This is a genomic window from Streptomyces sp. NPDC048370, assembly GCF_043200825.1.
Classification (GTDB): Bacteria; Actinomycetota; Actinomycetes; order Streptomycetales; family Streptomycetaceae; genus Streptomyces.
In genome coordinates this window covers 101,485-127,904 of record NZ_JBICYI010000017.1, presented here as the reverse complement: position 1 = coordinate 127,904, position 26,420 = coordinate 101,485, and the positions used below count along the sequence as shown (strand labels likewise).

General features: G+C 72.1%; 27 protein-coding genes and 1 riboswitch. Of the genes, 8 read left to right on the top strand and 19 right to left on the bottom strand.

The features are described 5' to 3' along the window. Positions 1-10 precede the first annotated feature (10 nt). From ACGFYP_RS30115 to ACGFYP_RS30100, 4 genes are all read left to right on the top strand, one after another. On the top strand, positions 11-691 hold the full coding sequence (locus tag ACGFYP_RS30115; RefSeq protein ID WP_361968115.1) for a hypothetical protein: 681 nt from the start codon (positions 11-13) through the stop codon (positions 689-691). Then, a complete protein-coding gene (locus ACGFYP_RS30110) occupies positions 688-1,452 on the top strand; it encodes a glycerophosphodiester phosphodiesterase family protein (RefSeq protein ID WP_361968113.1) in 765 nt (254 codons plus the stop codon). The genes ACGFYP_RS30115 and ACGFYP_RS30110 overlap by 4 nt, the downstream gene beginning before the upstream one ends. Before the next feature lie 40 nt (positions 1,453-1,492). Continuing rightward, entirely contained in the window at positions 1,493-2,848 is a 1,356-nt protein-coding gene (locus ACGFYP_RS30105) for an MFS transporter (RefSeq protein ID WP_393500137.1), read from the top strand. Positions 2,849-3,103: 255 nt separating this feature from the next. Continuing rightward, complete coding sequence (locus ACGFYP_RS30100; protein WP_026278069.1) at positions 3,104-3,478, top strand: RNA polymerase-binding protein RbpA; 375 nt, start codon at positions 3,104-3,106, stop codon at positions 3,476-3,478. A gap of 156 nt (positions 3,479-3,634) precedes the next feature. Here ACGFYP_RS30100 and fxsA read toward each other — a convergent pair whose 3' ends face one another. From fxsA to ACGFYP_RS30080, 4 genes are all read right to left on the bottom strand, one after another. Next, positions 3,635-4,228: an FxsA family membrane protein gene (fxsA, locus tag ACGFYP_RS30095; protein WP_393500133.1), complete on the bottom strand. Its 594-nt coding sequence runs from the start codon at positions 4,226-4,228 to the stop codon at positions 3,635-3,637. A gap of 89 nt (positions 4,229-4,317) precedes the next feature. Next, the gene (locus ACGFYP_RS30090; protein ID WP_361968107.1) at positions 4,318-5,088 is read right to left on the bottom strand and encodes a polyprenol monophosphomannose synthase; all 771 of its coding nucleotides are present in this window, start codon (positions 5,086-5,088) and stop codon (positions 4,318-4,320) included. A 490-nt stretch (positions 5,089-5,578) separates the two neighbouring features. Beyond that, positions 5,579-7,210 carry an amidohydrolase gene (locus ACGFYP_RS30085; protein WP_393500128.1) on the bottom strand — a complete coding sequence of 544 codons (1,632 nt, stop codon included), beginning with the start codon at positions 7,208-7,210 and terminating at the stop codon, positions 5,579-5,581. A 277-nt stretch (positions 7,211-7,487) separates the two neighbouring features. After that, complete coding sequence (locus ACGFYP_RS30080; RefSeq protein ID WP_361968103.1) at positions 7,488-7,928, bottom strand: Lrp/AsnC family transcriptional regulator; 441 nt, start codon at positions 7,926-7,928, stop codon at positions 7,488-7,490. 247 nt (positions 7,929-8,175) lie between these two features. On the opposite strand from ACGFYP_RS30080, the gene ACGFYP_RS30075 reads away from it, so the two are divergent. Then, positions 8,176-8,544, top strand: coding sequence for a hypothetical protein (locus tag ACGFYP_RS30075; protein ID WP_361968101.1), 369 nt, complete (start codon positions 8,176-8,178; stop codon positions 8,542-8,544). A gap of 21 nt (positions 8,545-8,565) precedes the next feature. Here the strand turns inward: ACGFYP_RS30075 and ACGFYP_RS30070 are convergent, their stop codons facing one another. After that, positions 8,566-9,657: a phosphotransferase family protein gene (locus tag ACGFYP_RS30070; protein WP_393500123.1), complete on the bottom strand. Its 1,092-nt coding sequence runs from the start codon at positions 9,655-9,657 to the stop codon at positions 8,566-8,568. Positions 9,658-9,693: 36 nt separating this feature from the next. Continuing rightward, entirely contained in the window at positions 9,694-10,815 is a 1,122-nt protein-coding gene (locus ACGFYP_RS30065; protein ID WP_393500120.1) for a hypothetical protein, read from the bottom strand. A gap of 234 nt (positions 10,816-11,049) precedes the next feature. On the opposite strand from ACGFYP_RS30065, the gene ACGFYP_RS30060 reads away from it, so the two are divergent. Further along, positions 11,050-11,343 (top strand): hypothetical protein, encoded by a 294-nt coding sequence (locus ACGFYP_RS30060; RefSeq protein ID WP_361968095.1) that lies wholly within the window; start codon positions 11,050-11,052, stop codon positions 11,341-11,343. On the opposite strand, the gene ACGFYP_RS30055 is transcribed toward ACGFYP_RS30060, so the two are convergent. The 3 genes from ACGFYP_RS30055 to ACGFYP_RS30045 all read right to left on the bottom strand — a co-directional run bounded on the left by ACGFYP_RS30055 (position 11,306) and on the right by ACGFYP_RS30045 (position 14,264). Beyond that, the gene (locus tag ACGFYP_RS30055; protein WP_393500116.1) at positions 11,306-12,478 is read right to left on the bottom strand and encodes an acyl-CoA dehydrogenase family protein; all 1,173 of its coding nucleotides are present in this window, start codon (positions 12,476-12,478) and stop codon (positions 11,306-11,308) included. The two genes, ACGFYP_RS30060 and ACGFYP_RS30055, sit on opposite strands and share 38 nt — an antisense overlap. Before the next feature lie 211 nt (positions 12,479-12,689). Continuing rightward, positions 12,690-12,836, bottom strand: coding sequence for an SCO1431 family membrane protein (locus ACGFYP_RS30050; protein WP_329122953.1), 147 nt, complete (start codon positions 12,834-12,836; stop codon positions 12,690-12,692). A 75-nt stretch (positions 12,837-12,911) separates the two neighbouring features. Then, positions 12,912-14,264 (bottom strand): peptidase C39 family protein, encoded by a 1,353-nt coding sequence (locus tag ACGFYP_RS30045; protein ID WP_393500111.1) that lies wholly within the window; start codon positions 14,262-14,264, stop codon positions 12,912-12,914. 314 nt (positions 14,265-14,578) lie between these two features. Here ACGFYP_RS30045 and ACGFYP_RS30040 point away from each other — a divergent pair, with 314 nt between their 5' ends. Together ACGFYP_RS30040 and ACGFYP_RS30035 are read left to right on the top strand one after the other, a co-directional pair. After that, positions 14,579-15,214 carry a uridine kinase gene (locus ACGFYP_RS30040; RefSeq protein ID WP_393500108.1) on the top strand — a complete coding sequence of 212 codons (636 nt, stop codon included), beginning with the start codon at positions 14,579-14,581 and terminating at the stop codon, positions 15,212-15,214. A 364-nt stretch (positions 15,215-15,578) separates the two neighbouring features. Next, a complete protein-coding gene (locus ACGFYP_RS30035) occupies positions 15,579-17,465 on the top strand; it encodes an AAA family ATPase (RefSeq protein WP_393500105.1) in 1,887 nt (628 codons plus the stop codon). A gap of 79 nt (positions 17,466-17,544) precedes the next feature. Here the strand turns inward: ACGFYP_RS30035 and ACGFYP_RS30030 are convergent, their stop codons facing one another. The 10 genes from ACGFYP_RS30030 to ribD form a co-directional block, all read right to left on the bottom strand. Beyond that, the gene (locus ACGFYP_RS30030) at positions 17,545-18,600 is read right to left on the bottom strand and encodes a hemolysin family protein (protein ID WP_393500102.1); all 1,056 of its coding nucleotides are present in this window, start codon (positions 18,598-18,600) and stop codon (positions 17,545-17,547) included. Further along, a complete protein-coding gene (locus tag ACGFYP_RS30025; protein WP_393500099.1) occupies positions 18,597-19,937 on the bottom strand; it encodes a hemolysin family protein in 1,341 nt (446 codons plus the stop codon). Before ACGFYP_RS30025 ends, ACGFYP_RS30030 begins: the two co-directional genes overlap by 4 nt. Positions 19,938-20,156: 219 nt before the next feature. Beyond that, the gene (locus tag ACGFYP_RS30020; RefSeq protein WP_361968081.1) at positions 20,157-20,609 is read right to left on the bottom strand and encodes a PH domain-containing protein; all 453 of its coding nucleotides are present in this window, start codon (positions 20,607-20,609) and stop codon (positions 20,157-20,159) included. A 34-nt stretch (positions 20,610-20,643) separates the two neighbouring features. Next, the gene (gene hisG / locus ACGFYP_RS30015; protein ID WP_393500095.1) at positions 20,644-21,492 is read right to left on the bottom strand and encodes an ATP phosphoribosyltransferase; all 849 of its coding nucleotides are present in this window, start codon (positions 21,490-21,492) and stop codon (positions 20,644-20,646) included. Between the two features lie 62 nt (positions 21,493-21,554). Continuing rightward, complete coding sequence (locus tag ACGFYP_RS30010; protein ID WP_053643769.1) at positions 21,555-21,827, bottom strand: phosphoribosyl-ATP diphosphatase; 273 nt, start codon at positions 21,825-21,827, stop codon at positions 21,555-21,557. A 34-nt stretch (positions 21,828-21,861) separates the two neighbouring features. Continuing rightward, a complete protein-coding gene (ribH, locus tag ACGFYP_RS30005) occupies positions 21,862-22,347 on the bottom strand; it encodes a 6,7-dimethyl-8-ribityllumazine synthase (protein ID WP_260231098.1) in 486 nt (161 codons plus the stop codon). Positions 22,348-22,369: 22 nt separating this feature from the next. Further along, on the bottom strand, positions 22,370-23,659 hold the full coding sequence (locus ACGFYP_RS30000; protein WP_393500089.1) for a bifunctional 3,4-dihydroxy-2-butanone-4-phosphate synthase/GTP cyclohydrolase II: 1,290 nt from the start codon (positions 23,657-23,659) through the stop codon (positions 22,370-22,372). After that, the gene (locus tag ACGFYP_RS29995; protein WP_361968147.1) at positions 23,656-24,249 is read right to left on the bottom strand and encodes a nicotinamide mononucleotide transporter family protein; all 594 of its coding nucleotides are present in this window, start codon (positions 24,247-24,249) and stop codon (positions 23,656-23,658) included. The genes ACGFYP_RS30000 and ACGFYP_RS29995 overlap by 4 nt, the downstream gene beginning before the upstream one ends. 44 nt (positions 24,250-24,293) lie before the next feature. Beyond that, positions 24,294-24,902 carry a riboflavin synthase gene (locus tag ACGFYP_RS29990; RefSeq protein WP_361968073.1) on the bottom strand — a complete coding sequence of 203 codons (609 nt, stop codon included), beginning with the start codon at positions 24,900-24,902 and terminating at the stop codon, positions 24,294-24,296. Positions 24,903-24,904: 2 nt separating this feature from the next. Further along, positions 24,905-25,993 carry a bifunctional diaminohydroxyphosphoribosylaminopyrimidine deaminase/5-amino-6-(5-phosphoribosylamino)uracil reductase RibD gene (gene ribD / locus ACGFYP_RS29985; RefSeq protein WP_393500085.1) on the bottom strand — a complete coding sequence of 363 codons (1,089 nt, stop codon included), beginning with the start codon at positions 25,991-25,993 and terminating at the stop codon, positions 24,905-24,907. A gap of 161 nt (positions 25,994-26,154) precedes the next feature. Next, a riboswitch (FMN riboswitch) is annotated at positions 26,155-26,284 on the bottom strand. Positions 26,285-26,420: the final 136 nt, after the last annotated feature.

Sequence of the window (26,420 nt, the reverse complement as noted above, 5' to 3'; positions counted from 1 at the left end):
GGGGCACCACTTGTCCACCGCCTCCGGCCTCCGCGGCCGGCTCACCGCCCGCCACCTGCCCCGCCGGCTCGCGCAGCTGTACATCGGACTGGCGCTGTACGGGATCAGCTCGGCGCTCCTCGTGCGCGGCGGGCTCGGCCTTGAGCCGTGGGGCGTTCTCCACCAAGGCCTCGCCGAGAAGACCGGGCTGACCATCGGAGTCGTCTCGATCATCGTCGGGGCGGCCGTCCTGCTGCTGTGGATCCCCATCCGGCAGAAGCCCGGCCTCGGCACGGTCTCGAACGTCTTCGTCATCGGCGTCGCCATGGACGGGACCCTCGCCCTGGTCCCGGAGGTCGAGGCCCTCGCCGTACGGATCCCCCTTCTCGCCCTCGGCATCGTCCTCAACGGGGTGGCGACCGGGCTCTACATCGCCGCCCGCTTCGGCCCCGGCCCGCGCGACGGCCTGATGACCGGGCTGCACCGGCTGACCGGGCGTTCGATCCGGCTCGTGCGGACGGCGATCGAGATCGCGGTCGTCGCCACCGGCTTCCTGCTCGGCGGCTCGGTCGGCGTCGGCACGGTCCTGTACGCGCTGACCATCGGGCCCCTCGCGCAGTTCTTCCTGCGCCGGTTCGCCATCCCCGAGCAGGACACGAGCAGCACCGTCGTCGCCTCCGGGACACCGGAACAGGCGATACTGCGGCGGTGACTCGCGTACGCCACCCCTATCTGGACCACCCGTCCCCCATCCCCTTCGCCCATCGCGGCGGGGCGGCGGACGGCCTGGAGAACACCGCGGCCGCCTTCCGGCGGGCGGCGGAGGCCGGTTACCGGTACTTCGAGACCGATGTGCACACCACCGCGGACGGTGCCCTGGTCGCCTTCCACGACTCCACGCTCGACCGGGTGACCGATGCCACCGGCCGGATCCGGGACCTCCCCTGGGACGCCGTCCGTGAGGCGCGGGTGGGCGGCAAGGAGCCGCTCGCGCTCTTCGAGGAGCTGCTCGAGGAGTTCCCCGAGGCCCGCTGGAACGTGGACCTCAAGGCCGAGTCCTCGCTCGTCCCCCTGGTCGACCTGGTCCGCAGGACCGGGGCCTGGGACCGGGTCTGCGTCGGCTCCTTCACGGAGAGCCGGGTGGCCCGCGCCCAGCGCCTCGCGGGGCCGCGCCTCGCGACCTCGTACGGCGTCAAGGGCGTCCTCGGGCTGCGCCTGCGCTCGCTCGGCATCCCGGCCGCGATCCGCGCCGGCGCCGTCGCGGCGCAGGTCCCGGAGAGCCAGGGCGGCATCCCGGTCGTGGACCGCCGCTTCGTCCGCGAGGCCCACGCCCGGGGGCTTCAGGTCCATGTCTGGACGGTCAACGATCCGGAGCGGATGAACACTCTCCTGGACCTCGGGGTGGATGGCATCATGACCGATCATCTGGAGACGCTGCGCACAGTCCTGACCGAGCGGGGCGTGTGGGTCTGAGCGGCGTCCCGCCACGGGGACGAACGAGGGGGCCGCGGTCTTGACTGCCGACACCACCGAGCCGGAGCGGTCCGCCGCCGATCCCGCCGACCGCAGACGCGAGCAGCGCGGCTGGTACTTCTACGACTTCGCCTGCTCGGTCTACTCGACGAGCGTGATCACGGTCTTCCTCGGCCCCTATCTGACGTCCGTCGCCGAGGCGGCGGCGGACGCCGAGGGCTTCGTGCACCCGCTGGGCATCCCGGTGCGGGCGGGGTCCCTGTTCGCGTACGCGGTCTCGGCCTCGATCCTGGTGGCGGTGCTCGTGATGCCGCTGGTGGGCGCGGTGGCGGACCGTACGGGCCGGAAGAAGCCGCTGCTCGCCGTCTGCGCGTACATAGGCGCGACGGCGACCGGGGGCATGTTCTTCCTGAGCGGCGACCGGTACCTGCTCGGCGCGTTCCTGCTCATCGTGGCGAACGCCTCGCTGGCGGTCTCGATGGTGCTCTACAACGCGTACCTGCCGCAGATCGCCGAGCCGGACGAGCGGGACGCGGTCTCCTCGCGCGGCTGGGCGTTCGGCTACACCTCCGGGGCCCTCGTCCTCGTCCTCAACCTGGTCCTGTACTCGGGGCACGACTCCTTCGGGCTCTCCCAGGGCGAGGCGGTGCGGATCTGCCTGGCCTCGGCCGGACTGTGGTGGGGCGCCTTCACGCTCGTACCGCTGCGGCGGCTGCGCGACCGGCGTGTCGAGCCGCACGGCGAGGGCGCGGTCGGCGGTGGCTGGCGGCAGCTGATGGCGACGCTGCGGGACATGCGGCGCCACCCGCTGACGCTCTCGTTCCTGCTCGCGTACCTCGTCTACAACGACGGGGTGCAGACGGTGATCTCGCAGGCGTCGATCTACGGCTCCAAGGAGCTGGGGCTCGACCAGACGACGCTGATCACGGCGGTGCTGCTGGTCCAGGTGCTCGCGGTGGTGGGCGCGCTCGGCATGGGACGCCTCGCGCGTTCGTACGGTGCCAAGCGCACGATCCTGGGGTCGCTGGCGATCTGGACGCTGATCCTGGCCGCCGCGTACTTCCTGCCGGCCGGCGCGCCGGTGGCGTTCTTCTGTCTTGCGGCGGCGATCGGTCTGGTGCTCGGCGGGAGCCAGGCCCTGTCGCGTTCGCTGTTCTCACATCTGGTGCCGCGCGGCAAGGAGGCGGAGTACTTCTCGGCCTACGAGATGAGCGACCGGGGCCTGAGCTGGCTTGGCCCACTGGTGTTCGGTCTCGCGTATCAGCTGACCGGCAGCTATCGGGATGCCATCATCTCTCTGGTGATCTTCTTCGCGGCCGGTTTCATCCTGCTCGCGCGGGTTCCGGTACGGCGTGCCGTGGCCGAAGCGGGCAACCCGGTTCCGGAGCGGATTTAGACGCGGCAGTCAAAGGCCGGTAGTGTACGCCTTTGGCCTGCCAGGCGGACCGTTACTGCGTGCTGCTTTGGTGAAGACGCTGGGTGACATCTGCTGCCAGATGTGACAAACCGGGCACTGGTGGGTAGAACAAGGGGCGGCACGACGGGCGACGCATGACCCGGAACGGGAATCTTTACCGCCGACCGGACGTTGACCGGATGACGACGACAGCGACACCTGTCCTGTGGGCGACAAGCCCGGGAGGCACGATTCATGAGTGAGCGAGCTCTTCGCGGCACGCGCCTCGTGGTGACCAGCTACGAGACCGACCGCGGCATCGATCTGGCCCCGCGCCAGGCCGTGGAGTACGCATGCGAGAAGGGCCATCGTTTTGAGATGCCCTTCTCGGTGGAAGCGGAAATTCCGCCGGAGTGGGAGTGCAAGGTCTGCGGCAGCCAGGCACTCCTGGTGGACGGGGACGGCCCCGAGGAGAAGAAGGGCAAGCCGGCGCGTACGCACTGGGACATGCTGATGGAGCGGCGCACGCGCGAGGAGCTGGAGGAGGTCCTGGCCGAGAGGCTGGCGGTCCTTCGCTCCGGCGCCATGAACATCGCCGTGCATCCGCGAGACAGCCGCAAGTCCGCCTGACGGACGGCACGGCCGAAGCGACGCCGCGGGGCCCGGTACACATCACGTGTACCGGGCCCCGCGGCGTTTTCGCGTTCCTGTGTCGGCCACGGTCGGCCCGGTACGGGCTCGGCCCGTACCGGGCTCGGCCCGGCTCACCGCGCCGGGCCCTGGTCCCTACGGCGTCAGCGGCGGGCGGGGGGCCCGCGGGTCCTGGGGGCCCTGAGGGGCGTCCTCGCGGATGACCTCACCCTGGACGACCTTGCCGTCCGGGCGGTGCATGCGGGCCTGCTGGAAGGCGTCCTGGAGGCTGCCGGGAGGTGCCGCGGCCATCCGGCGCTCCGCGGCCTTGTCCGCGTACCGGCCGAGGACCGAGCGAACGGGCGGTACGAGCAGCAGCAGACCGGCCACGTCGGAGATCAGGCCGGGGATCATGAGCAGCAGACCGCCGAGCATCAGGAAGCCGTTGCGGTCGCGCGCGCCCGCCCGCTCGGTGGCGGTCGGCGGGACTCCGGTCTGCGCGGCGGCCTGGGCCTGCTGGAAGGTCTCGGTCAGGTTCTTGAAGGCACGGCGCCCGGCGCGCTTGATCACCACGGCGCCGAGGACGGCGCCGCCGACCAGCAGGCCGAAGACGGTCAGCCCGCCGGCCGCGCCCGCCACCACGATGAGCAGCCAGATCTCCAGGACCATCCAGGCGGCCAGGGCCAGCGGGAGGAACGTACGCGCGCGTGAGCGCTTGGGGGCGAGGGGAGGCGGTGCGCCGGTCGTCATGACCCCCAGTGTGCCTGGCGCCCCGCCGGAACGTCGTAAAGAACGGATCAGTCGCGACGAGCGCCCGGACCGGACCGACTTCGGTGCGTCTACTTGCGCCCGAGGAGCTTGCCGACCTTGTTCGCACGGGCCGTCAGACCCCAGCCGGTGACCCGCCACAGGGCCTCGACGACGATGTTGCGGCTCATCTTCGAGTCGCCGATCTCCCGCTCCACGAAGGTGATCGGGACCTCGACGACGTGGAAGCCGGCGGCGACGGCGCGCCGGGCCAGGTCGACCTGGAAGCAGTAGCCGGCCGAGGCCACGTCCTCCAGGCCCAGGCCCTCCAGGGTCTCCTTGCGGAAGGCCCGGTAGCCGCCGGTGACGTCGCGGATCGGCACGTCGAGCATGACGCGCGAGTAGAGGCTGCCGCCGCGGGAGATGAACTCGCGGGACTTCGGCCAGTTCACGATGCGGCCGCCGGGGACCCAGCGGGAGCCGAGCACGAGGTCGGCGCCCTTCAGGGCGGTCAGCAGCCGGGGCAGCTCCTCGGGCTGGTGCGAGCCGTCGGCGTCCATCTCGACGAGGACGCCGTAGCCGTGCTCGATGCCCCAGCGGAATCCGGCGAGGTAGGCGGCGCCCAGCCCCTCCTTGCCCTGGCGGTGCAGCACGTGGACGTGGTCGTCCTCGGCGGCGATCTCGTCGGCGAACTTGCCCGTGCCGTCGGGGCTGTTGTCGTCGGCGACGAGGATGTGCGCCTCCGGTACGGCCTCCCGTACGCGCGAGACGATCGGCTTGATGTTCTCCGCCTCGTTGTAGGTCGGAATGATCACCAAGGCTCTGCCGAGCGGGCCGTAACGCCTCTGGCCACCGTCGTTCACTACTGCCCCTTCGGATACATACGCGAACCCCCACCATAGCGAGCCCGCCTCTCGGCTCGGTCGCGGCGGGGCTCGTTGCGCGTCGGGGGCGCCTGTCGGGGACGCTCCTCGGGGACGCGCTCCGGGACAGCATGGACGCGGCACGCGTGGCGTGCGGATCGGGGCCCGGCGCCCTTCGGGCCGACCTGGAACCCGCTGGCTGCGGGTCGACCGAGAGCCGTTGTCTACTGGACGTCCGGGCCCCACCCGGGTCGCACCCTCCGCCGGAAAAAACCTTCCCTCGCCCCCGAGGCACGGGTGCTGAACCTGAGGTTTGAAACCGGTCGGACGTCCTGTGGTGGACGCGGGAGAACCTACCCGCCCCCGGCCGCACGCTGTCAACACTCGTTTGACCTGCGGAGATGATCGATACTGCCAGGTCAGTGGGGAGGATCCGCAGGTCGTCGACCGGCCGGTTGATCATCGATCGGCGGTACGAAATGTCCGGACGTCACTCGTTCGGCCGTACGAAGACCGTTTGTCCGAAGACCACCGTGCGCAGACAGACCGGCAGTTCGCGGCCGGGGGTCAGATCGGGCAGACCGGGCGTTCCGGAGCGCGGATCGGTCGACCAGCGGGCCACCCGGTCGTCGGGGGCCTGGACCACGAGTTCGTCGGTACGCCAGATCGCGTAGTCGGCCGGTGCGCCGGGGACGAGCGTGCCCGCGTCGTCGCGCCCGACGGCCCGCCAGCCGCCCCGCGTGTGGGCGGTGAAGGCGGCGCGGACGGAGATCCGGTGCTCGGGGGTGCGGTGGAAGGCGGCGGCCCTGACGGTGCCCCAGGGGTCCAGCGGGGTGACCGGGCTGTCCGAGCCGAAGGCCAGCGGCACACCGGCGCGGAGCAGCGCGGCGTACGGGTTGAGGGTGCGGGCCCGCTCGGCGCCGAGGCGCTCGACGTACATGCCGTCCTCGCCGCCCCAGGCCGCGTCGAAGGCGGGCTGGACGGAGGCGGTCAGACCGAGTTCGGCGAAGGCGGCGATCGTCTCGGGGGTGAGCATCTCGGCGTGCTCGACGCGGTGGCGGGCGGCGCGGATCCGGGCGAGGCCGAGCTTCTCGGAGGCGGCCCTGACGCCGTCGACCACGGCGGTGACGGCGGCGTCGCCGATGGCGTGGAAGCCGGCCTGGAGGCCCGCCTCGGTGGCGGCGACGACATGGGCGGCGATCGTGGCGGCGTCGAGGTGCGAGACGCCCGTGTGGGCGGCGTCGGCGTGGTCGGCGTACGCCTCGTGGAGGCAGGCGGTGTGGGAGCCGAGCGAGCCGTCGGCGAAGAGGTCGCCGGCCGCGCCGAGGGCGCCGAGCGCGCGGGCCCGTTCGACGTCGAGGTCGGCCCAGTAGCCGACGACGCGCGGACCGCGCTCGGTGCGGGCGAGGTCGAGGAGCCCGGTGAAGTCGTCCTCGGAGGAGATCTCGGGACCGCCGCACTCGTGGAGGGTGCCGATGCCTAGGGAGGCGGCGTGCAGGCGGGCGGCGCGCTGGGCCTCGGTGCGCTGCGCGGGCGAGAGGGCCGCGTAGGCGGCGGCGCGGACGGCGTGGTGGGCGTCGCCGGTCAGCGGCTCGCCGTCACGGAAGCCGGAGCGGTCACGGACGCCGGGGACCAGGTCCAGGAGCGCGGTGGTGACGACGGCCGAGTGGACGTCGATCCGGGTGAGGTAGAGCGGGCGGCCGCCGGTGAGCTCGTCCAGCTCCTCGCGGCGCGGGGCCCTGCGCTCGGGCCAGCGCGCGGCGTCCCAGCCGTGGCCGATGAGGATCCGGTCGGCGGGGCGGGCGGCGGCGTACGAGCGGATCAGCTCCGCCGCCTCGGCCAGCGAGGTGGCGGAGGACAGGTCGAGGCCGGTCAGCGCGAGGCCGGTCGCCGTGGTGTGCACATGGGCGTCGACGAACGCCGGGGTGACGAGCGCGCCTTCGAGGTCGACCACCTCGTCCACCCCGGAGGCGAAGGCGTCGGCGGCCCCCTCCGAGCCCACCCAGGCGACGTGTCCCCGCTCCACCACCATGGCGGTGGCGAAGGGGTCGGCGGGGCTGTGGACTTCTCCACCGCGCAGCAGGACGGTGCGGTGCTCGCTGTCGATCGGGGTCTCGCTCATGGTGACCAGGCTAGAGGCGCGCCGGGGCCCGGCCGAACGCCGGGCCCACGCCGGATCGGCCCCTAGGGAGTGTCCGGAAAGTATGGCCGTCCGCCCGAAGGGCGGGGCTCGCGGCGTCCGGTGCGTGCGATCGCAAGGCGCCGGGATGCTCTCGTAGCGGAGCTACGTGGGCATTTCGGCAACGCGGCGTGGGGGCACCTCCCGTGCCCGAAGGGCTACGGGGGAGTGCGTGCCGGGCGTCGCGAGCCAGGCCAGACTTTCCGGACGCGACCTAGCGCTAGACGCGCGGCGGTCTGGCTTCGTACGGGGTCGACAGGACGACCGTCGTGCGGCTGGAGACGCCCGCCTGGGAGCGGATCCGGGTGAGCAGGTGCTCCAGCTCCAGCGGGGTCGCGACGCGCACCTTGAGGATGTAGTTCTCCTCGCCCGCGACGCTGTGACAGGCCTCGATCTCCGGGATGTCCGCGAGCCGGTCCGGGGTGTCGTCCGGGGCGCTGGGGTCGAAGGGTTTGACCGAGATGAAGGCGGTCAGCGGAAGGCCGACGGCCTCCGGGTCGACGACGGCCGCGTAGCCGCGGATGACCCCACGCTGCTCCAGTCGGCGGACGCGCTGATGTACGGCCGAGGTGGACAGGCCCGTGGCCTTGCCCAGGTCGGTGTAGCTCATGCGCCCGTCCCTGACGAGCAATTCGACGATCTGACGATCCAGCTCCTCCATGCGGTCAACCTATTGCCCCGGGGGGCCTCCGGCACAGCGGGGGTACGTCGCCGTCCCGCCATCGGCCCGTCGCTATAGGCGACTATGGGCACCCTCGGGGCACCTGCGAGCAGCATGTGACCAACGCCACAGGTTTGTGGCAGGCTCGATCGAGAGCTCACGGTTATGCGGGCGGCCGTATGGGAATTGCTTGCTGTGGTCGAGGCCATACGTTCTTCGGTCGACCCACCCGAGGGGGAGATTCTCCATGCAGGAGCCTGTTGATTCGGTCGAGACGACCGACGAGCTCGACGCGTACGACACATTCGAGATGTACCGGGTGATCTGCCCGGACTGCGTCCAGCCGATCGCGCTGCTCGCGGACGAGGACACGCTGCCGGAGCACGCGCTGTGCCCGTCGCCCTGGAACCCGTTCGTGCTGACGGTCTGCCCCGGCACCGGCCGGGCCGCCTCGGAGGCGCGCCCCGCCGACGAGACGATGGACGTCCAGGAGCAGGACACCGCGCTGCTGCTGACGCTCCCCCAGGGTCTCGACTGGCGGACGCAGCCCTTCTCGCACGTCGGCGGTCCGGGCTCGCGTCCGATCAAGGTCCCGCAGATGCGGCGCGCGGCCTGACGGCCCTCGCCCCGGCGGCTCCTACCAGTAGCTTCCCCGCACCATCGCCGCGAGCGTGGCGTGGTGCAGGATCAGGCTGTCCGGATTGGTCGGCACCTCCACCTCTCCGAAGTGCGCCTGGCGGTACGCGACCCTGAGCATCACGATCGCGTGCCGCAGCGCCGCGTAGAGGGTGTGGAACTCCATGTCGCGCGGGGTGTGTCCGGTGAGGGCCGCGTACCGCCGCTCGACGGCGTCGCGGCGCAGGAATCCGGGCAGCCCGGGCTGGCCGAAGCTCACGGTCAGGTCCTGGAAGAAGCGGTGCAGATAGACGGTCCAGCCGAGGTCGACCTCGCGCGGGGCGAAGCCGGCCATCTCCCAGTCGAGGACGGCTGCCGGCTGGAACCCGTCATAGACGATGTTCCCGATGCGCGCGTCACCCCAGTTGAGGACGGCGGGTCCCTCGTCGGCGGGCCAGTGCGCCTCCAGCCAGTCGAAGGCCGACTCGATCAGCGGGGAGGGCGCGAGACCCTCCACGACCCAGGCGTAGTAGGCGCGTTGGGCGTCGACATGGCGTCGCAGCGGGCTTCCCGCCCCGTCGGGCAGTAGGAACTCCGCCTCCTTCGCGGGGAACTGGTCGTGCAGCCGGGCGAGTACGGAGACGGATTCGGCCTCCAGGCGGGCGCGTTCGGCGTCGGTGGCGGCGTGCAGCCAGTTCCCCTCGTACGTGTAGGGCATGACGTCCGGCGGGACGCGGCCCTCGGCGCGGGCCATCACGAAGAACGGGGCGCCGAGCGGCCCCGGGTCGCTCTCCAGCCAGAGGACGCGCGGGACGGGTATGTCGGTGTGCTCCCCGACCAGCCGCATGACCCGGTGCTGCCGCTCCATGTCGTAGACCGGGAAGATCGTGTACGCGGCGGGGTCGGCGGCAAGGCGCAGGGCGCAGCCCCGTACAGGGGCGTCGGGGTGGTCGATGTCGAAGAGCAGGGTCTCGCTGGACATGCCGTTGGACCCGGGCACGGCGAGCCCGGTGACCCGGGCGCCGGGGAGCCGGGGGTCGAGCCAGTCGGCGAGCCGGCGGCCCAGCTCCTCGGGGTCGCGGGTGCTGGTGCGCGGACGGGGGGCGGTGGCCATGAGCACTCCTTTTCCTGCGGCTCGGTTCGCCGGCGGTCAGTCGGCCGTGGAGGTGTAGTCGGCGAAACCGCTCGGGTCGTGGCGGCCGAAGGAGCCGTGCTCGAAGATCCCGTAGCCGGTGCGGCCTTCGAGGGTGAAGCGGGCCGCGTGGTCGGTGACGCCGAAGGCGGCCATGGGGTGGGCGGCCGGGTCGGAGAGGTCGTAGACCCTGCGGTCGGTCCACTCGCGGCCCTGCCAGGTGCCGTGCTGCCAGTCCGTGGCGGGCGGGTAGCCCGCGCCGACGGCGAGCGGGGAGGAGGCGAGGATCTGGACCTCGACCTCCAGGGGCTTCCCTGCCGGGTCGGCGAGATGGACGACGGCCCGTTCGGGGTGGCGGGTGCCGGGGCGGTACGTGATGTCGGTGCGGGGCCAGCCGAGTTGGGCGTCGCGCTGCCCGTTCCGTACCAGCAGGGCTTCGTTGAGGGTGCGGTAACCGTCGGCGTCCTCCTGCGCGATGACCATGAGGAAGCGGTCCTCGAAGCGCATGGGTATCCAGAGCCAGTGGAAGCCCTCGGGCCGGAACTCGTCGGCGCGGCCGGGCTCCTCGCCGGGGATCGGACGTACGCCCCAGCTGCGGTCGCGGGTGCCGGTCCACTCCCCCGCCGTGACGGCGAACTCCTCGCCGCCCGCGCGGACGGTGCCCGTGCAGTGGCCTGCCTGGACGAAGCGGCGGCCCTCCAGGGTCAGCCGGTCACCGCGGCGCTGGGTGTGGTGCGGCTCCCAGACGGGCGGGAAGTCGCCGGTCCAGGTGAGGTCGAAGGAGAGTCCGTCCGGGTCCGCCGGGTCGGGGTCGCAGTGCAGCGTGAGCGTCTTGAGCGGTTCGTCCACGGTGATCCGGAGCGGGCCGACGGCGAGGTTCATCCGGTCGTCGCCGAGGGCGTCGGAGGCGCGGACGGCGTGCAGTCGGTCGCCGGTGCGGAGGGTCGCGTAGGCGTCCACGACGCCGGTGTTGGGATAGACACCGAGGCCGGCGATGAGCAGGGCGCGGCCCTGGTGGTCGAAGACGTGGAAGATGCACCGGTCGTACACGTTGCGGTCGCCGCTGACGTGGTGCTTCATCGAGAGCGGCGCCTGGTGCACGGGGTACTCGTCGAGCGGGACGGGCCGGTCGTCTGACACGTGTGACCTCCTGGTCGACAACGGGATCTGACGGTAAGTCAGAAAGCCTGCCGGGGGCCAGAGTCGTGCGCGCCCGGATCCGACGCGCGCCTCGGGGACGGGTGGGCTCCGATCGGACGCGCACGTCGTGGGGCCGATGGGCCCCGACCCCACGGCGTACCCCGGGTAGCCGTCGAACGCCTCCTCGAATCCTCCCGGCGGTGACCCCGGCCGGGCGGGGGCGTTGGGACAGGCATGACCACGCTCTACACGGCCCCCATCGGCAGTGGGCGGCGGCGCCTCGCCGAACCCCGCTTTGAAGAATCGGTTCCGCAGCCACCGGCTCCGGCACCCCCTTCGGACCCGCCCATCTACAAGGCGCTGATCATCCAGTGGGCCAGCCACGGCCGGACCCTGCCGGGCCGTGCCGACCAGGAGTGGAGCCGGCTGACCGCCGCCCCCGTCTGGGCGGACCGGACGGTGCGCGTGAGCGGCGTCAGCGGGACCCTGGTCAGCGGGACTCTGGTCCGACAAGGTGGCGCGCGATGACCATCCGCTGGATCTGATTCGTCCCCTCGACGATCTGCAGCACCTTCGCCTCGCGCATGTACCGCTCGACGGGGAAGTCCGCCGTGTAGCCGTAGCCGCCGAGCACCTGGACCGCGTCCGTGGTGACCTGCATCGCCGCGTCCGAGCAGAAGAGCTTCGCCATCGCCGCCTGCCGCCCGAAGGGGTGCCCCTCGTCGCGCAGGCGCGCCGCCTCCAGGTACAGCGCGCGGCCCGCCTCGATCCGGGTGGCCATGTCCGCGAGCAGGAAGCGGAGCCCCTGGAAGTCGGCGATCGGCCGGCCGAACTGTCGCCGCTCGCGGGCGTACGCCACGGCGACGTCAAGGGCTGCCTGGGCGACCCCCACCGCGCACGCCGCGATCCCGAGCCGCCCGGAGTCCAGGGCGGAGAGCGCGATCGCGAACCCCTGCCCCTCCTCGCCGATCCGACGCGCGTCGGGGACCCGCACCCCGTCGAAGTGGAGCTGGGCCGTCGGCGAGCCCTTCATCCCCATCTTCCGCTCGGGCGGAGCCGCGCTCAGCCCCTCCGCGTCCCCGGGGACCAGGAACGCCGTGATCCCCTTCGGTCCCTCGCCACCCGTGCGGGCCATGACCGTACAGAAGTCGGCGATCCCGCCGTGCGTGATCCACGCCTTGGTGCCGGTGAGCACCCACCCCTCGCCGTCCCTTTCCGCCTTCGTCCGCAGCGAGGCCGCGTCGGAACCGGAGGTCGGTTCGGAGAGGCAGTACGCGCCGAGGAGGCCGCCGCCGAGCATGCCGGGGAGATGCTCCGCCCGCTGCTCGTCCGTACCGAAGTTCGCGAGCGCGTGGCAGGAGAGCGAGTGGACGCTGACGCCGAGCCCGACGGTGAGGCGGGCGGCCGCGAGCTCTTCGAGGACCTGGAGGTACACGGCGTAGGGCTGGTCGCCGCCGCCGTACGCGGAGTCGTACGGGAGGCCGAGCAGGCCGGAGGCGGAGAGCAGGGAGAACAGCTCGCGCGGGAAGTGGCCGGACGCCTCCTCCTCGGCCGCGCGGGGCGCGATCTCCCGCTCGACGATCTCCCGGACCAGGGCGAGCAGCTCCCGGGCCTCCTCGGTCGGCAGCCTGCGTTCCACTCCCTGCGGGGCGCGGTCGGGCATGGCGGCGCACTCCTCCCTCTCGGGCGCTGCGGCCGCGCGCGCGGATCACGCGCGTCACGCCGGCGCCGGCGGTGGTCACTGCTGCGCCGATGCTGCCCCCGGCGGTTCGCGCGAGGGGGCGCCCGGCGCCCGTGGCGCGGGGAGTATGCCCGTTCGGCGGCGCCCGATCACACGCGGCGGCGCCCGGGGAGTCCGACCCGACGAAGCGGGGTCACATCAGGCCGGCCTGCGTGACGAACATGGCGAGGACGACGACGAGGGTCCAGCCGAGGACGTGTTCGAGGATCTTCGGCCCGTCGTCCTTGGGGCCCCCGGTGCGGGCACGGGAGCGGGCGGCGGAGTGGGTGGTGGCGGTCATGGCGACCACAGTGCCAGCCGGGTGCGGCCCCGGGGTAGAGACGTCGGTCACGCCCCCGGGGCCGCACGTCCCGCCTCAGCGGACGCCGACGGCCGCCAAGGCCTTGCGCTGCGCGGCCGTCGGGTGGTCGGGGAAGTAGAGGTAGCAGACCCCTCCTGTGCCGGAGACCACTGCGCCGCTGGCGTTGTACCGCTTCGTACGGAGCCAGATGTTCTCCCACTCGCGCCGTGGGTAGACCCGGCGGACGGCCTCGTTGCTGGGTGAGGCGGGGTCGTTGGCGATCACGTCGCCGTTCTCGGTGAAGCCGACGACGGTCATCAGATGGCCGGAGGTGCCGTAGCCGGCGCCGGTCAGCTCCTCCTTGCGGAAGGACTGTGACGTTATGGCCGGAATGCCCGCCCGGATCAGGGTCTCCAGGTCCGTGAGCGAGCGCAGCCGGGTCACCACCGCGTTCATGGCGGGGTAGGTGGCGGCGTAGGCGGCGTTGAAGGGCCAGTTGCCGCACCCCTCGTACTGGTGGTCGTAGGTGAAGCGGGCCGCGTGGCAGACCTGGGGGTCGACGAAGTCGGGGTTCACCCAGGCGAGCTCCTCGGCGCTCGGGCGGCGCCCCCAGAACTCGACGATCATCTGCGAGGAGGTCGGGCTGCACCAGGCCTCGCCGCCGTTGTCGTACTCCGGATACTGGCCGACATGGGTGTTCTGCGAGTAGCGCGGCACCGCCAGCTCGCGGGCGACGCGGGGCGTCGAGGCGGGCACGGTGAAGCGGTCGGGGATGTCGGAGGCCATCGCGCCGAGCCGCCACACGGTGGGCGTGAGCCGGGTGCCGGGGGTCCGGTGGAGGGTGAGCCGCAGCTGGTACGCGGCCAGCCGGAGGCCGCTCGCGGGGTCGTCCACGGCGAAGGTGTCGGTCCAGATCGAGCTCCTGCCGTCGCTCTGGTCGTCGACCGAGGTACGCCGGATGTCGCCGTCGCCGGACGCCCAGCGGCCCATCACGTACCAGGGGGTGGTGGTGGCGTCGCCGTACGTGCCGCGCAGCTCGATCTGGATCCAGGTGCCGGGCGGGGTCGCCGCGTTCCAGGAGGCGATCACCTCGGTGGCCGGGACGGTGGAGGTGTGGACCGGGGAGGTCCAGGTCGCGTACTCCCAGGTGGAGGTCGTGCCGGTGTGCGGGTCGGAGTAGTCGGTGACCCCGGCGGGCCTGCCGATCACCAGGCCGGGGCGGTGTCCCGCGACGGGCCGGGTGCCGGCACGGTCGCCGGACCACCAGTCGATCCAGGAGACCCAGGAGCGGTTGTCGACGAGCGCGGGTTCCGACGCGTGGCCGCGGTCGTCCGCGACGGCGGCCGGCGCGGTGGATGCCACGGCCGTGCCCGCGACGGCGGCGAGGGCGGCGGCGAGGACGGTTCTGCGCGGAGCGGAGTCGGTCATGAGCGGTGACGCCTCCAGTCGTGAGCGACGGATCGAGCGACAGATCGAGCAAACGGATCGAGCAGGGCGCCCTCGCGGCCGGCGCCGACCCGGGTGCGACGGACAGCGGCCAGCGGACGGCGGACGCGGCGACGGCGACTGCGACCGGCGAGGACGGACGACGAAGGGTGGAGAGCGTGGACCACTATCGCGGCTCCCGGAGCGCTTCGGCCAGCGATTCGGCACGCGTCGCCCGACCAATATTGGTCTCCACCACTGGCATCGCCACGCCGCTGACCTGCGGCGCCTCCGCGCGGAATCGTTACGCTTGCCCCATGACCGACGGGACCGACCTCGACCGCGCCGCCGCCGCGCTGCGCGCGCTTCCGCCCTCCTGCGGGCCGGTCCGGCTGATCGCGGTCGACGGTCACGCGGGCTCGGGCAAGTCGACCTTCGCCGGGCGGCTCGCCACCCGCCTCGACGCGCCGGTCCTCCACCTCGACGACCTCGCCAGCCACGAGGAGCTCTTCGAGTGGACCGAGCGGATGCGGGACCAGGTGATCCTGCCCCTCTCCCGGGGCGAGGTCGCGCGCTATCACCCGTACGACTGGAATCTGCGGACCTTCGGGGCGGCCCGGGAGCTGCCCCCGGCTCCGGTCGTCCTGATCGAGGGCGTCGGCGCGGGCCGGCGGGCGCTGCGCCCGTTCCTCGCTGCGCTGCTCTGGATGGAACGGGGCCCCGAGGAGTCCTGGACGCGCGGTCGGCACCGGGACGGACCTGCGCAGTCGGAATTCTGGGACGGCTGGACGGTGGCGGAGACTCGCCATTTCTCCGGGGACCCTTCGCGGCCCTTCGCGGACACCCTGGTACGGGAGTGTCCAGGGGGCTACGCATGGCTTCGTGGGCCCTCGGTGACAGCGGGCCCGAACCAGATCATCACCGAGCGTGACAGCTCTCGCGCACGCAAATGAGTAGTCGAAAGTCGACTTCCGCAAGTGCCTCAACTCCGCTTGACCCAAGGGGCGTACAGGTCTTACGTTCTCAATGTGCGGCTTTCCGAAGCCGCCGCAGACACGAAGCCCCCGGTTGTTCCCCCGTGATCGGGGGCTTCGTTCTGCCCTGATCATCCCTTTCTCCGAGCCGTCGACGACCTTGATGCTTACCCAGGGTTATGGCTACCGGATCATGCGCTTCTCCTTAGTAGCGCCCCCTCTGCGCAGGTACGATGCCCTTCGGTGGGGTCAATTCCCGTCCACGAGAAGGCGGTTCTGTACGGCTTCCGGCGGGCACCCGCCTGCCGGGACAGCAACGGGGGCACGTTTTGTGGGGGACCCGATGGACATCGGCACGCAGGGCGGACCGGCCCCGGCCGAGCTCGCCTGGCTGCGGGGAGTCGACGCCTACACGATGGGCGCCTATCCGCAGGCGGAGGAAGAGTTCCGAACGGCGGTACGGATCGACCCCGGCATGGCGGACGCCTGGCTCGGGCTGCACGCGCTGCGGGTGGACACCACCACGGCGCTGCTGCGCATGTACCGCAACCGCGACCGGTTCGGCGAACAGCGCGCACGCCACCGCCGGACCCTGAACTCCTGGTACTGGCTCGGCTGGTGGGTCCAGCCGGTCCTGGAGACCCCGCGCGATCTGCTCCTCGCGCACGCCTCGCACTGGCTCGACGGCCGCCATGTGCCCGAGCTGGACCGGGCGTTGGCCGGTCTGCCGCCGGTCGACACCGATCCGCAGGTCCGCTTCCTGCACGCCTGCCGGTCCTATCTCGTCAAGGACTGGGACCAGTTGGTCCGGCACACCGAGACGCTGGTGGACGATCCCCTCCTCGGCATCGAGGCCGGTCTCTTCGGCGGGATGGCCCGGGTCCGGCTCGAGATGTACGGCCAGGCGGAGCCCCTGCTCTCGGCCGCCCTGATGCGCTGCCGCAGCGAACAGCCGCAGCGCAAGGAGCTGCGCTACTGGCTGGCCCGGGCCCACGAGGGCACCGGGCGGAGCGCCGCCGCGCTCCCCCTCTACCGGGCGGTGCACCGCATCGACCCCGCCTTCATGGACACGGCCGCCCGCCTCGCGGCGATCACCGAGTACGACGGGTTCGAGGGGCCGGACGAGACCGCGGGGCTCGCGACCGTCTCGCTCGCCGGGGTCGGGCAGGACACCGCCGCCGACGCGGCGCAGACCGACGTCGAAGGCCCCGTCCCCGACGGGCTGCGGCTCGGCACGGAGCCCCCCGCCCCGACCGCCCCCGCGGGACCGCCCGAGCCGCCCGACGTCGTACGCCAGAAGGCGACGGTCCCCGCGCAGCCCGCGCCACCGCGCTTCCCCGCCAGCCCCACCGACCCCGCCCTGCTCGCCGAGGCGCTCGCCGAGCTGGAGCGCATGGTCGGGATGGAGCCGGTGAAGCGGCAGGTCAAGGCCTTGTCGGCACAGCTGGAGATGGCCCGGCTGCGCGCCGGGCAGGGGCTGCCCGTCCAGCCGCCGAAACGTCACTTTGTCTTCTCCGGCCCCTCGGGCACCGGGAAGACCACCGTCGCCCGCATCCTCGGCCGGGTCTTCTACGCGCTGGGGCTCCTCGGCGGCGACCATCTGGTCGAGGCCCAACGGGCGGACATGGTGGGCGAGTTCCTGGGCCAGACCGCCGTCAAGGCGAACGAGCTGATCGACTCGGCGATCGGCGGGGTCCTCTTCGTCGACGAGGCGTACTCCCTCTCCAACACCGGCTACAGCAAGGGCGACGCGTACGGCGACGAGGCGCTGCAGGTCCTCCTCAAGCGCGCCGAGGACAACCGGGACCACCTGGTGGTGATCCTGGCCGGCTACCCGGAGGGCATGGACCGGCTGCTCGCCACCAACCCGGGGCTCTCCTCCCGCTTCACGACCCGGGTCGACTTCCCCTCGTACCGTCCGCTCGAACTCACCGCCATCGGCGAGGTCCTCGCGGCGGCGAACGGGGACGGCTGGGACGAGGAGGCGCTGGACGAGCTGCGCTCGATCAGCGGGCACGTCGTGGACCAGGGCTGGATCGACGAGCTGGGCAACGGCCGCTTCCTGCGCACGCTGTACGAGAAGTCCTGCGCGTACCGCGACCTCAGGCTCGCGGGCTACCCGGGCACGCCCACCCGCGACGACCTCGCCACCCTGCGCCTCGCGGATCTGATGCAGGCGTACGGGGAGGTCCTCTCGGGGCGTCGCGGGCCGCAGGACCCCTCGATGTGACCCGGCGCCGGGCCGCGCGGGCGGACCGGCGCCGGGCCGGGGGCCGTCCGGCGGATCAGGGCCGGACAGCCCCCGGGGCTCATGCCGTCAGTGCCTGTTCCGCCGGCACCGGCGCCCTGTGGGCGGGGTCGCGGACCTCGCCCACCAGCATCTCCAGGACGTCCTCCAGGGCGACCAGGCCGAGGACGCGGCCCGAACCGTCCGCCACCTGGGCGAGATGGGTCGCCGCGCGGCGCATCACGGTGAGCGCGTCGTCGAGCGGCAGCTCGGCCCTGACCGTCGCCATGGGCCGCCAGATGTGCTGCGGCACCGCCCGTTCCCGCTCCTCCAGGTCCAGGACGTCCTTGACGTGCACGAAGCCCATGAACGTCCCAGTCCCCTCGGCGCAGACCGGGAAGCGTGAGTAGCCCGTGCGTACCGTCAGCTCCTCGATCTCCCGGGGCGTGACAGCCTGCGTGACCGTCACCAGGCCCGAAGGGGTGATGAGGACGTCCGTGACCGGGCGGCTGCCCAGCTCCAGGGCGTCCCCCAGGCGCTCCTGCTCGACCGGGTCGAGCAGGCCCGCCTGGCCCGCGTCCTCGACGAGCCGGCCGAGCTGGGCGCTGGTGAAGACCGCCTCCACCTCGTCCTTGGGCTCGACGTGAAAGGCCCGCAGCACCAGCCGGGCGCACGCGCCGAGCGCCCGCGTGATCGGTCGACAGACCCGGGCGAAGCCGACCAGGGCGGGGCCGAGCCAGAGCGCGGTCCGCTCCGGCGCGGCCATCGCCAGGTTCTTCGGCACCATCTCGCCGATGACGAGGTGGAGGAAGACGACCGCGGCGAGCGCAAGGACGTACCCCAGGGGATGGATGAGCCCGGCGGGCACGCCGACGGCGTGGAAGACCGGTTCCAGGAGGTGCGCCACGGTCGGCTCGGCGACCGCGCCCAGGGTCAGGGAGCAGACGGTGATGCCGAACTGGGCGGCCGCCATCATCTGCGGCAGGTTCTCCAGTCCGTACAGGACCTGGCGGGCCCGCTTGCCGCCGAGCTGCTCGATCTGGCTGCGGCGTACGGAGACGAGCGCGAACTCGGCGCCGACGAAGAAGCCGTTGGCCACCACCAGCAGGAGGGCGAACAGCAGTTGGAGCAGGCTCATCGGACCGCCTCCGCGGGCGCGGGCACCTCGGTCGTCCGGACGATCCGTACCCGCTCGGCGCGGTAGCGGTCGACCTGGCGCACCAGGAGCCGCCAGCCGGGGAGTTCGGCCCGGTCACCGGGGGCCGGGATGCGGCCGAGGAGATCGGCGACGAGTCCGGCGACCGTCTCGTAGGGCCCGTCGGGCACGTCGAGCCCTATCCGGTGCAGGGTGTGGACGCGGCAGGAGCCGTCGGCCTCCCAGGCGGGGTTGCCGTCCTCGGCGGCCACGGCGGCCAGCTCGGGCCGCGCGTCGGCGGCGGTGTCGTGCTCGTCGCGGACCTCGCCGACGAGCTCCTCCACGATGTCCTCCAGGGTGACGACCCCGGCCGTGCCGCCGTACTCGTCGACGACCACGGCGATCGGCTGCTCGCGCCGCAGCCGCTCGAGGAGCGCCTGGGCCGGCAGCGTCTCGGGGACGAGCAGCGGCGGGACGGCGATCCGGCCGACCGTGGTGCGGTGCCGCTCCTCGGGCCGCACGGCGAGGGCGTCCTTGAGGTGGACCATGCCGATGATCTCGTCGATCCGCTCGCGGTAGACGGGGAAGCGCGAAAGGCCCGTCGCCCGGGTGAGGTTGAGGACGTCGGCCGCGGTGGCGTCCGACTGGAGGGCGCTCACCTTCACCCGCGGGGTCATGGCCTGCTGGGCGGTGAGTCCGCCGAGCGTGAGGGTCCGTACGAAGAGATCGGCGGTGTCCTGTTCCAGCGCGCCCGCCCGGGCCGAGTGCCGGGCGAGGGCGACCAGCTCGCCGGGGGTGCGGACGGAGTCGAGTTCGTCGGTGGGCTCGACTCCGAACAGCCGGACGAGCCGGTTGGCGACCCGGTTGAGCAGGGCGATGACCGGGCGGAAGACGGTGGAGAAGAGGTGCTGCGGCCCGGCGACGAACCGTGCCACCTGGAGCGGCCGGGAGACCGCCCAGTTCTTCGGGACGAGTTCGCCGACCACCATCTGGACGGCGGAGGCGAGGAGCATCCCGATCGCGACCGCGATCCCGGAGACGGCGCCGTCGGGAAGTCCGGTCGCGGTGAGGGGGCCGTCGAGGAGCTGGGCGAGCGCGGGCTCGGCGAGCATGCCGACGACGAGGGAGGTGATCGTGATGCCGAGTTGGGTGCCGGAGAGCTGGAAGGACAGCTCGCCGAGGGCCTTGACGACGGTGCGGGCGCGCCGGTCGCCGGCGGCCGCGGCCCGTTCGGCCTCGGGGCGTTCCACGGTGACGAGGCCGAACTCGGCCGCCACGAAGAAGCCGTTGGCGAGGATCAGGAGGAAGGCTGCGGCGAGCAGCAGAAGGGGGATGATCATGCCGCCGCCTCCGCGGAGGGGGCGGCGCAGGTACTACCGGACGATCCGTCCATTGCCGGAGGGAGTCACTCCTCGGGTCGCAGGGAGGCCCCGCGGGCCGCTGGCAAGCGGCCCTGCACGTGCGAGGCGGTGGTGCCGCTCGGCACCACCGCCTCCAGAGTAGTCACGCGGACCCCGCCCGGGGCAGGGGGTCGGCCCCGTATGGGGGATCCGTCCGGGTCAGCCCGCGTCCGGCCCGGTACCGCGGCTGTCGGCCAAGGCCCGCAGGGCGCGGGCGTCCCGGATCGCCTGCTCCTTGGCGATGCCGGGCTGGATGCCGAGCGCGGGCATGCTCGTGCCGTCGCTCAGGTCGAGGAAGACCCAGGGGTCGCCGGGGCGGAGGTTGACCTGGAGGATCTCCGCCCAGGCCAGCCGGCGGGTCCGGGTGATGTTGACGACCGTGACCCCGTCGTCGTCGGCGACGACCTTGGGGCGGCTCAGCATCACGAGGATGCCGAGGAAGAGCGCCCCGGTGAAGATGAAGCTGACCCGCTCCCCCGGGTTGAGCCGCTCCAACATCAGGGTGACGGCGGTGATGACGGCGAACATCACCGTCCCGATCGTCAGCAGGACCGCGCGGGTGCGGCCCGGCCGGAAGGTGACCGGGAGGGTGGGCGTCGGGGCGTCGGACATCGCTGTTCCTCGGTACGTCGTCGGTGCCGGACGGTCAGAGACGGCAGGCGTGGATGGCCGTCGTCAGGATGGCGCGGGCACCCAGTTCGTACAGGTCGTCCATGATCCGCTGCGCGTCCTTGGCCGGGACCATGGCGCGGACGGCGACCCAGCCCTCGTTGTGCAGGGGCGAGACGGTCGGCGACTCCAGGCCCGGGGTGAGGGCGACGGCCTGCTCCAGGTGCTCGGCGCGGCAGTCGTAGTCCATCATGACGTAGCTGCGGGCCACCAGGACGCCCTGGAGGCGGCGCAGGAAGGTCTGGACTCGGGCGTCCTCGGTGTCGGCGCCGGACTGCCGGATCACGACGGCCTCGGAGGTGAGGATCGGGTCGCCGATGACCTCGAGGCCGGCGTTGCGCAGGCTGGTGCCGGTCTCGACGACGTCCGCGATGACCTGCGCGACACCGAGCTTGACGGCGGTCTCGACGGCGCCGTCGAGGTGGACGACGGAGGCGTCGATCCCCTGGTCGGCGAGGTGCTTGGCGACGATGCCCTCGTAGGAGGTGGCGATCGTCATCCCGTGGAAGTCCTCGGGGCCCTTCGCGGTGCCGGGCCGGGTGGCGTAGCGGAAGGTCGACCGGCCGAAGTTCAGCGGGAGGATCTCCTCCGCGTTGGCGCCGGAGTCGAGCAGCAGGTCACGGCCGGTGATGCCGATGTCCAGCTTGCCGGAGGCCACGTAGATGGCGATGTCCTTCGGGCGCAGGTAGAAGAACTCGACCTCGTTCTCGGGGTCGATGACCACGAGCTCCTTGGACTCCTTGCGCTGCCGGTAGCCGGCCTCATGGAGCATCGCCGACGCAGGTCCGGACAGTGAACCCTTGTTGGGGACGGCGATGCGCAGCATGGGGAGAGCTTCCTTTGCCTGGGAGTTTTCGGGGAGGGTGTTCGGTGCGCTCAGGGCGTCTGTCAGAGGTGGGCGTAGACGTCGTCGAGCGAGATCCCGCGGGCGACCATCATCACCTGGACGTGGTACAGCAGCTGCGAGATCTCCTCGGCGGCGGCTTCCTTGCCCTCGTACTCGGCGGCCATCCAGACCTCGGCGGCCTCCTCGACGACCTTCTTGCCGATGGCATGGACACCCTTGTCCACCAGCTCCGCGGTGCGGGAGGTGGCCGGGTCGCCGTTCTCGGCCTTGAGCTTGAGCTCGGCGAAGAGCTCTTCGAAGGTTTTGTTCGCCATGATGGTCCTAAGAGTACGGGGTGAGAATCTGCACTCAGCGCCAGGGTTCGCTGACCGTGCGCAGCGTCGTCGCGGTGGCGACGGCGGCGGTGACGGCCTCGTGGCCCTTGTCCTCGCGGGATCCCTCGAGGCCGGCCCGGTCGAGGGCCTGCTCCTCGTTGTCCACGGTGAGGACGCCGAATCCGACGGGTACGCCGGTGTCGATCGAGACCTGGGTGAGGCCGTGGGTGACGCCCTGGCACACGTACTCGAAGTGCGGCGTTCCGCCGCGGATGACGACGCCGAGCGCCACGATGGCATCGTAGCCGCGCCCGGCGAGGACCTTCGCCACCACCGGCAGCTCGAAGCTGCCGGGGACGCGCAGCAGGGTCGGCTCGTCGATGCCGAGCTCGTGCAGGGCGCGGAGCGCGCCGTCGACGAGGCCGTCCATGATCTTCTCGTGCCACTGTGCCGCGATCACGGCAACCCGGAGGTCGCCGCAGTTCTTCACGCTGAGGACGGGTGCGCCCTTGCCGCTCATGTCTCTCCTTCTGACCGTTCGCTTACTGGTTGCCGCAGGTGGACGCGGTGCCCGCGTCCAGCCAGGGCAGGTCGTGGCCCATCCGGTCCCGCTTGGTGCGCAGGTAGCGGAGGTTGTGCTCGCCCGCCTGGACCGGCATGGGCTCGCGGCCCTCGACGGTGAGGCTGTGCCGGGTGAGGGCGTCGATCTTGTCGGGGTTGTTGGTCATCAGCCGGAGGCTGCGGACGCCGAGGTCGCCGAGGATCTGGGCGCCGGCCGCGTAGTCGCGGGCGTCGGCGGGCAGCCCCAGCTCCAGGTTGGCGTCGAGGGTGTCGCGGCCGCGCTCCTGGAGCTCGTACGCACGCAGCTTGGACAGCAGGCCGATGCCCCGGCCCTCGTGGCCGCGCAGGTAGACCACGACGCCGCGGCCCGCCTCGGTGATGCGGTCCATGGAGGCCTGGAGCTGGGGGCCGCAGTCGCAGCGCAGCGAGTGGAAGATGTCGCCGGTCAGGCACTCGGAGTGGACCCGGACCAGGACGTCCTCGCCGTCGCCGATCTCGCCGTGGACGAGGGCGACGTGCTCGACACCGTCGACGGTGGAGCGGTAGCCGTACGCGGTGAACTCACCGTGGGCCGTGGGCAGCTGGACCTCGGCCTCGCGCCGGACGGTCGGCTCGGAGGAGCGGCGGTAGGCGACGAGGTCCTCGATCGAGATGATCGTGAGGCCGTGCTTGCGGGCGAACGGGACGAGCTCGGGCAGTCGCAGCATGACGCCGTCCTCGCCGGCGATCTCGACGATCGCGCCGGCCGGGCTCAGCCCCGCGAGGCGGGCGAGGTCGACGGCGGCCTCGGTGTGGCCGTTGCGGACGAGGACACCGCCGGCCTTGGCTCGGAGCGGGAAGATGTGGCCGGGGCGGACGAAGTCCGAGGGCTCGTGGGCGCCGCTCGCCAGCATCCGCAGGGTGGCGGCGCGGTCGGCGGCGGAGATGCCGGTGGTGACGCCGTGGGCGGATGCCGCGTCGACGGAGACGGTGAAGGCCGTCCGCATCGATTCGGTGTTGTGCTCGACCATCTGCGGGAGCTGGAGCCGCTCCAGCTCGTCGCCCTCCATGGGCGCGCAGATCAGGCCGCGGCACTCGCTCATCATGAAGGCGACGACCTCGGGGGTGGCCATCTCGGCGGCGATGACGAGGTCGCCCTCGTTCTCCCGGTCCTCGTCGTCCACGACGACGACGGGGCGGCCCGCGGCGATGTCACGGATCGCCTGCTCGACGGGGTCGAGGGAGAGGTCGGTGGCGTCCCAGGGGGGAAGGGCGCTGATGGGATGGCTCATGCGTGTGCTCCTTCCAGAGCCGAGGGAGCCGTGCGCGTCCGGAGCCACCAGTCGCGCATGCCCCAGATGACGAGGGCGAAGTAGATGACGTAGACCAGGCCGGAGAAGGCGAGGCCGCTGTTGAAGGCGAGGGGGACGCCGACGAGGTCGACGAGGAGCCAGGCGAACCAGAACTCGACCAGGCCGCGGGCCTGGGCGATCATCGCGACGAGCGTGCCGACGAAGATGTACGCGTCGGCCCACGGGCTCCAGGAGAGCGACGGGTAGAGCGTGAACAGGCCGCCGACCGCGAGGGTGCCGAGGACGGCGCCGCCGAGGAGCAGCCCGCGCTCCTTCCAGCTCGCGAAGCGGACGGCGATGGAGCCGTCCTGGGCCTGCTGCCGGCCGCGGTTCCACTGCGCCCAGCCCCAGGCGGCGACGCCGATGACCAGGAGCTGCTTGCCGACTCCGCCGCTGAGGTTCGCGGAGGCGTAGGCGCCGACGAGGATGAGGCCGGAGAGCAGCTGCGCGGGCCAGGTGAGGATGGAGCGCCGCCAGCCGAGCGCGAGGGCGATCAGACCGATCGTGTTGCCGATCATGTCGGACCACATGATGTGCTGGTCGAGGACGGTGAACGCCTCGGAGTTGAGCCAGTTCACTTGACGTTCTCCTGCGGCGTAGGGCCGAGCAGCCGCTCGACGTACTTGGCGATGACGTCCACTTCGAGGTTGACCGGGTCGCCGCTCTTCTTGATGCCGAGCGTGGTCAGCGCGAGCGTGGTCGGGATGAGGCTGATGGTGAACCAGTCCTCGGCTGCCTCGACGACGGTCAGGCTGACGCCGTCGACCGTGATCGAGCCCTTCTCCACGACGTACCGGGAGAGGTGCGCGGGCAGGGCGACCTTGACGATCTCCCAGTTCTCGGAGGGGGTCCGGTCGAGGATGGTGCCGGTGCCGTCGACGTGGCCCTGGACGATGTGACCGCCGAGGCGCTCGCCGACCGCCATGGGCCGCTCCAGGTTGACGCGGGAGCCGACGTCGAGCGCGCCGAGGGAGGACCGCTTCAGGGTCTCGGCCATCACGTCGGCGGTGAACTCGCCGTCGCCGTGCTCCACGACCGTGAGACAGACACCGTTGACGGCGATGGAGTCGCCGTGTTTGGCGCCTTCCGTGACCAGGGGGCCGCGCAGGCGGAAGCGAGAGGCGTCGGCCAGCTTCTCGACGGCGGTGACCTCGCCCAGTTCTTCGACGATTCCGGTGAACACGGTCAGGCTCCCTTGAGGGTCGCGGTGATACGGAGATCGGGTCCGATGCGCACGGTCTCGGTGATGTCGAGCCGCAACGCTTCGGTGATGGTGGTGATTCCGGCGTCGGCGAGGGCGTTCGGGCCCGCGCCGAGGAGGACGGGGGCGAGGTAGCCGACGACCTGGTCGACGGCGCCCGCGCGGACGAAGGCGCCGGCCAGGGTCGGCCCGCCTTCGAGGAGGACGGAGCGGACGCCCTGCTGGTGGAGCGCCGCGAGGAGTTCGGGGATGTCGAGGCCGCCACCGGGTGCGCGGGAGAGCCGCCACGTCTCGCCGATGTGCATGGTGTCCTCGAAGAAGACGTCCTCGGCCACGGCGATCACGGTGCGGGCCGCGTCGTCCAGGACCCGGGCGCCCGGCTTGACGGCGCTGGCCTCGGTGTCGACGACCACCCGCAGCGGCTGGACGGCACCTTCGACGCCCCGTACGGCCAGGTGGGGGTCGTCGGCGCGGGCGGTGCCGGAGCCGACGACGACGGCGTCGGACTCGGCGCGCAGCCGGTGGACGTCGGCGCGGGACTCGGCGGAGGTGATCCAGCGGGAGGTCCCGTCGGCGGCGGCGATCCGGCCGTCGAGGGTGGCGGCGTACTTCCACCGGACGAAGGGGCGGCCGAGGCGTACGGAGGTGAGCCAGGCGATGTTGCCGGCTTCGGCCTCGTCCGCGAGCAGGCCGCCGACGACCTCGACCCCGGCGGCGCGCAGGGTGTCCGCACCGCCCGTGGCCTGCGGGTTCGGGTCGCCGACCGCGTACACGACGCGGCGGACGCCGGCCTCGATCAGCGCCTGGGCGCAGGGGCCGGTGCGACCGGTGTGGTTGCAGGGTTCGAGGGTGACGTAGGCGGTGGCGCCGCGGGCGCGGTCGCCGGCCGCGCGCAGGGCGTGGATCTCGGCGTGCGGTCCGCCGGCCTGCTGGTGGTGTCCCTCACCGACGAGCTGTCCGGAGGCGTCGAGGAGGACGCAGCCGACGACCGGGTTGGGGCTCGTGGAGCCGAGGCCGCGGGCGGCGAGCGCGATGGCGCGTCGCATGGCGGTGATGTCGGCGTGGTCTGCCACCGGGTCCTCCTGCCTCTTCGGGCACGGACTCCGGGGCCTGTCGATGACGACAGAGAGCGGGTACGACGCTTCGCACAGGGGTGCCGAGGCCGGACACACCGGTCGCCGAGGACGGCGACCAGCGGCGATACGGCCGACAGCGCCCCCTGAAGGGTCGCCCGCCGCGCACTGCCTCCCATCCGGACTTTCACCGTCGGTCCAGGAATTTCACCTGGTCAACCGGCCGCTGGCTGCGGACGGGTCGCGGACTATACCGCCGGTTCGGAATTACACCGACCCCGGAGTGCGCTGCTGCTGATACAGGGCCAGTGTGCCACGGCCGGTCGTCGGCCATGCGGGCGAGGCCCTGTGGGCTGGCTCACAGGACATCTTCCTTCCCTTCTTTGGTCCAGACCTATTGACGCACTGGTCTAGTCCTCTTAATCTC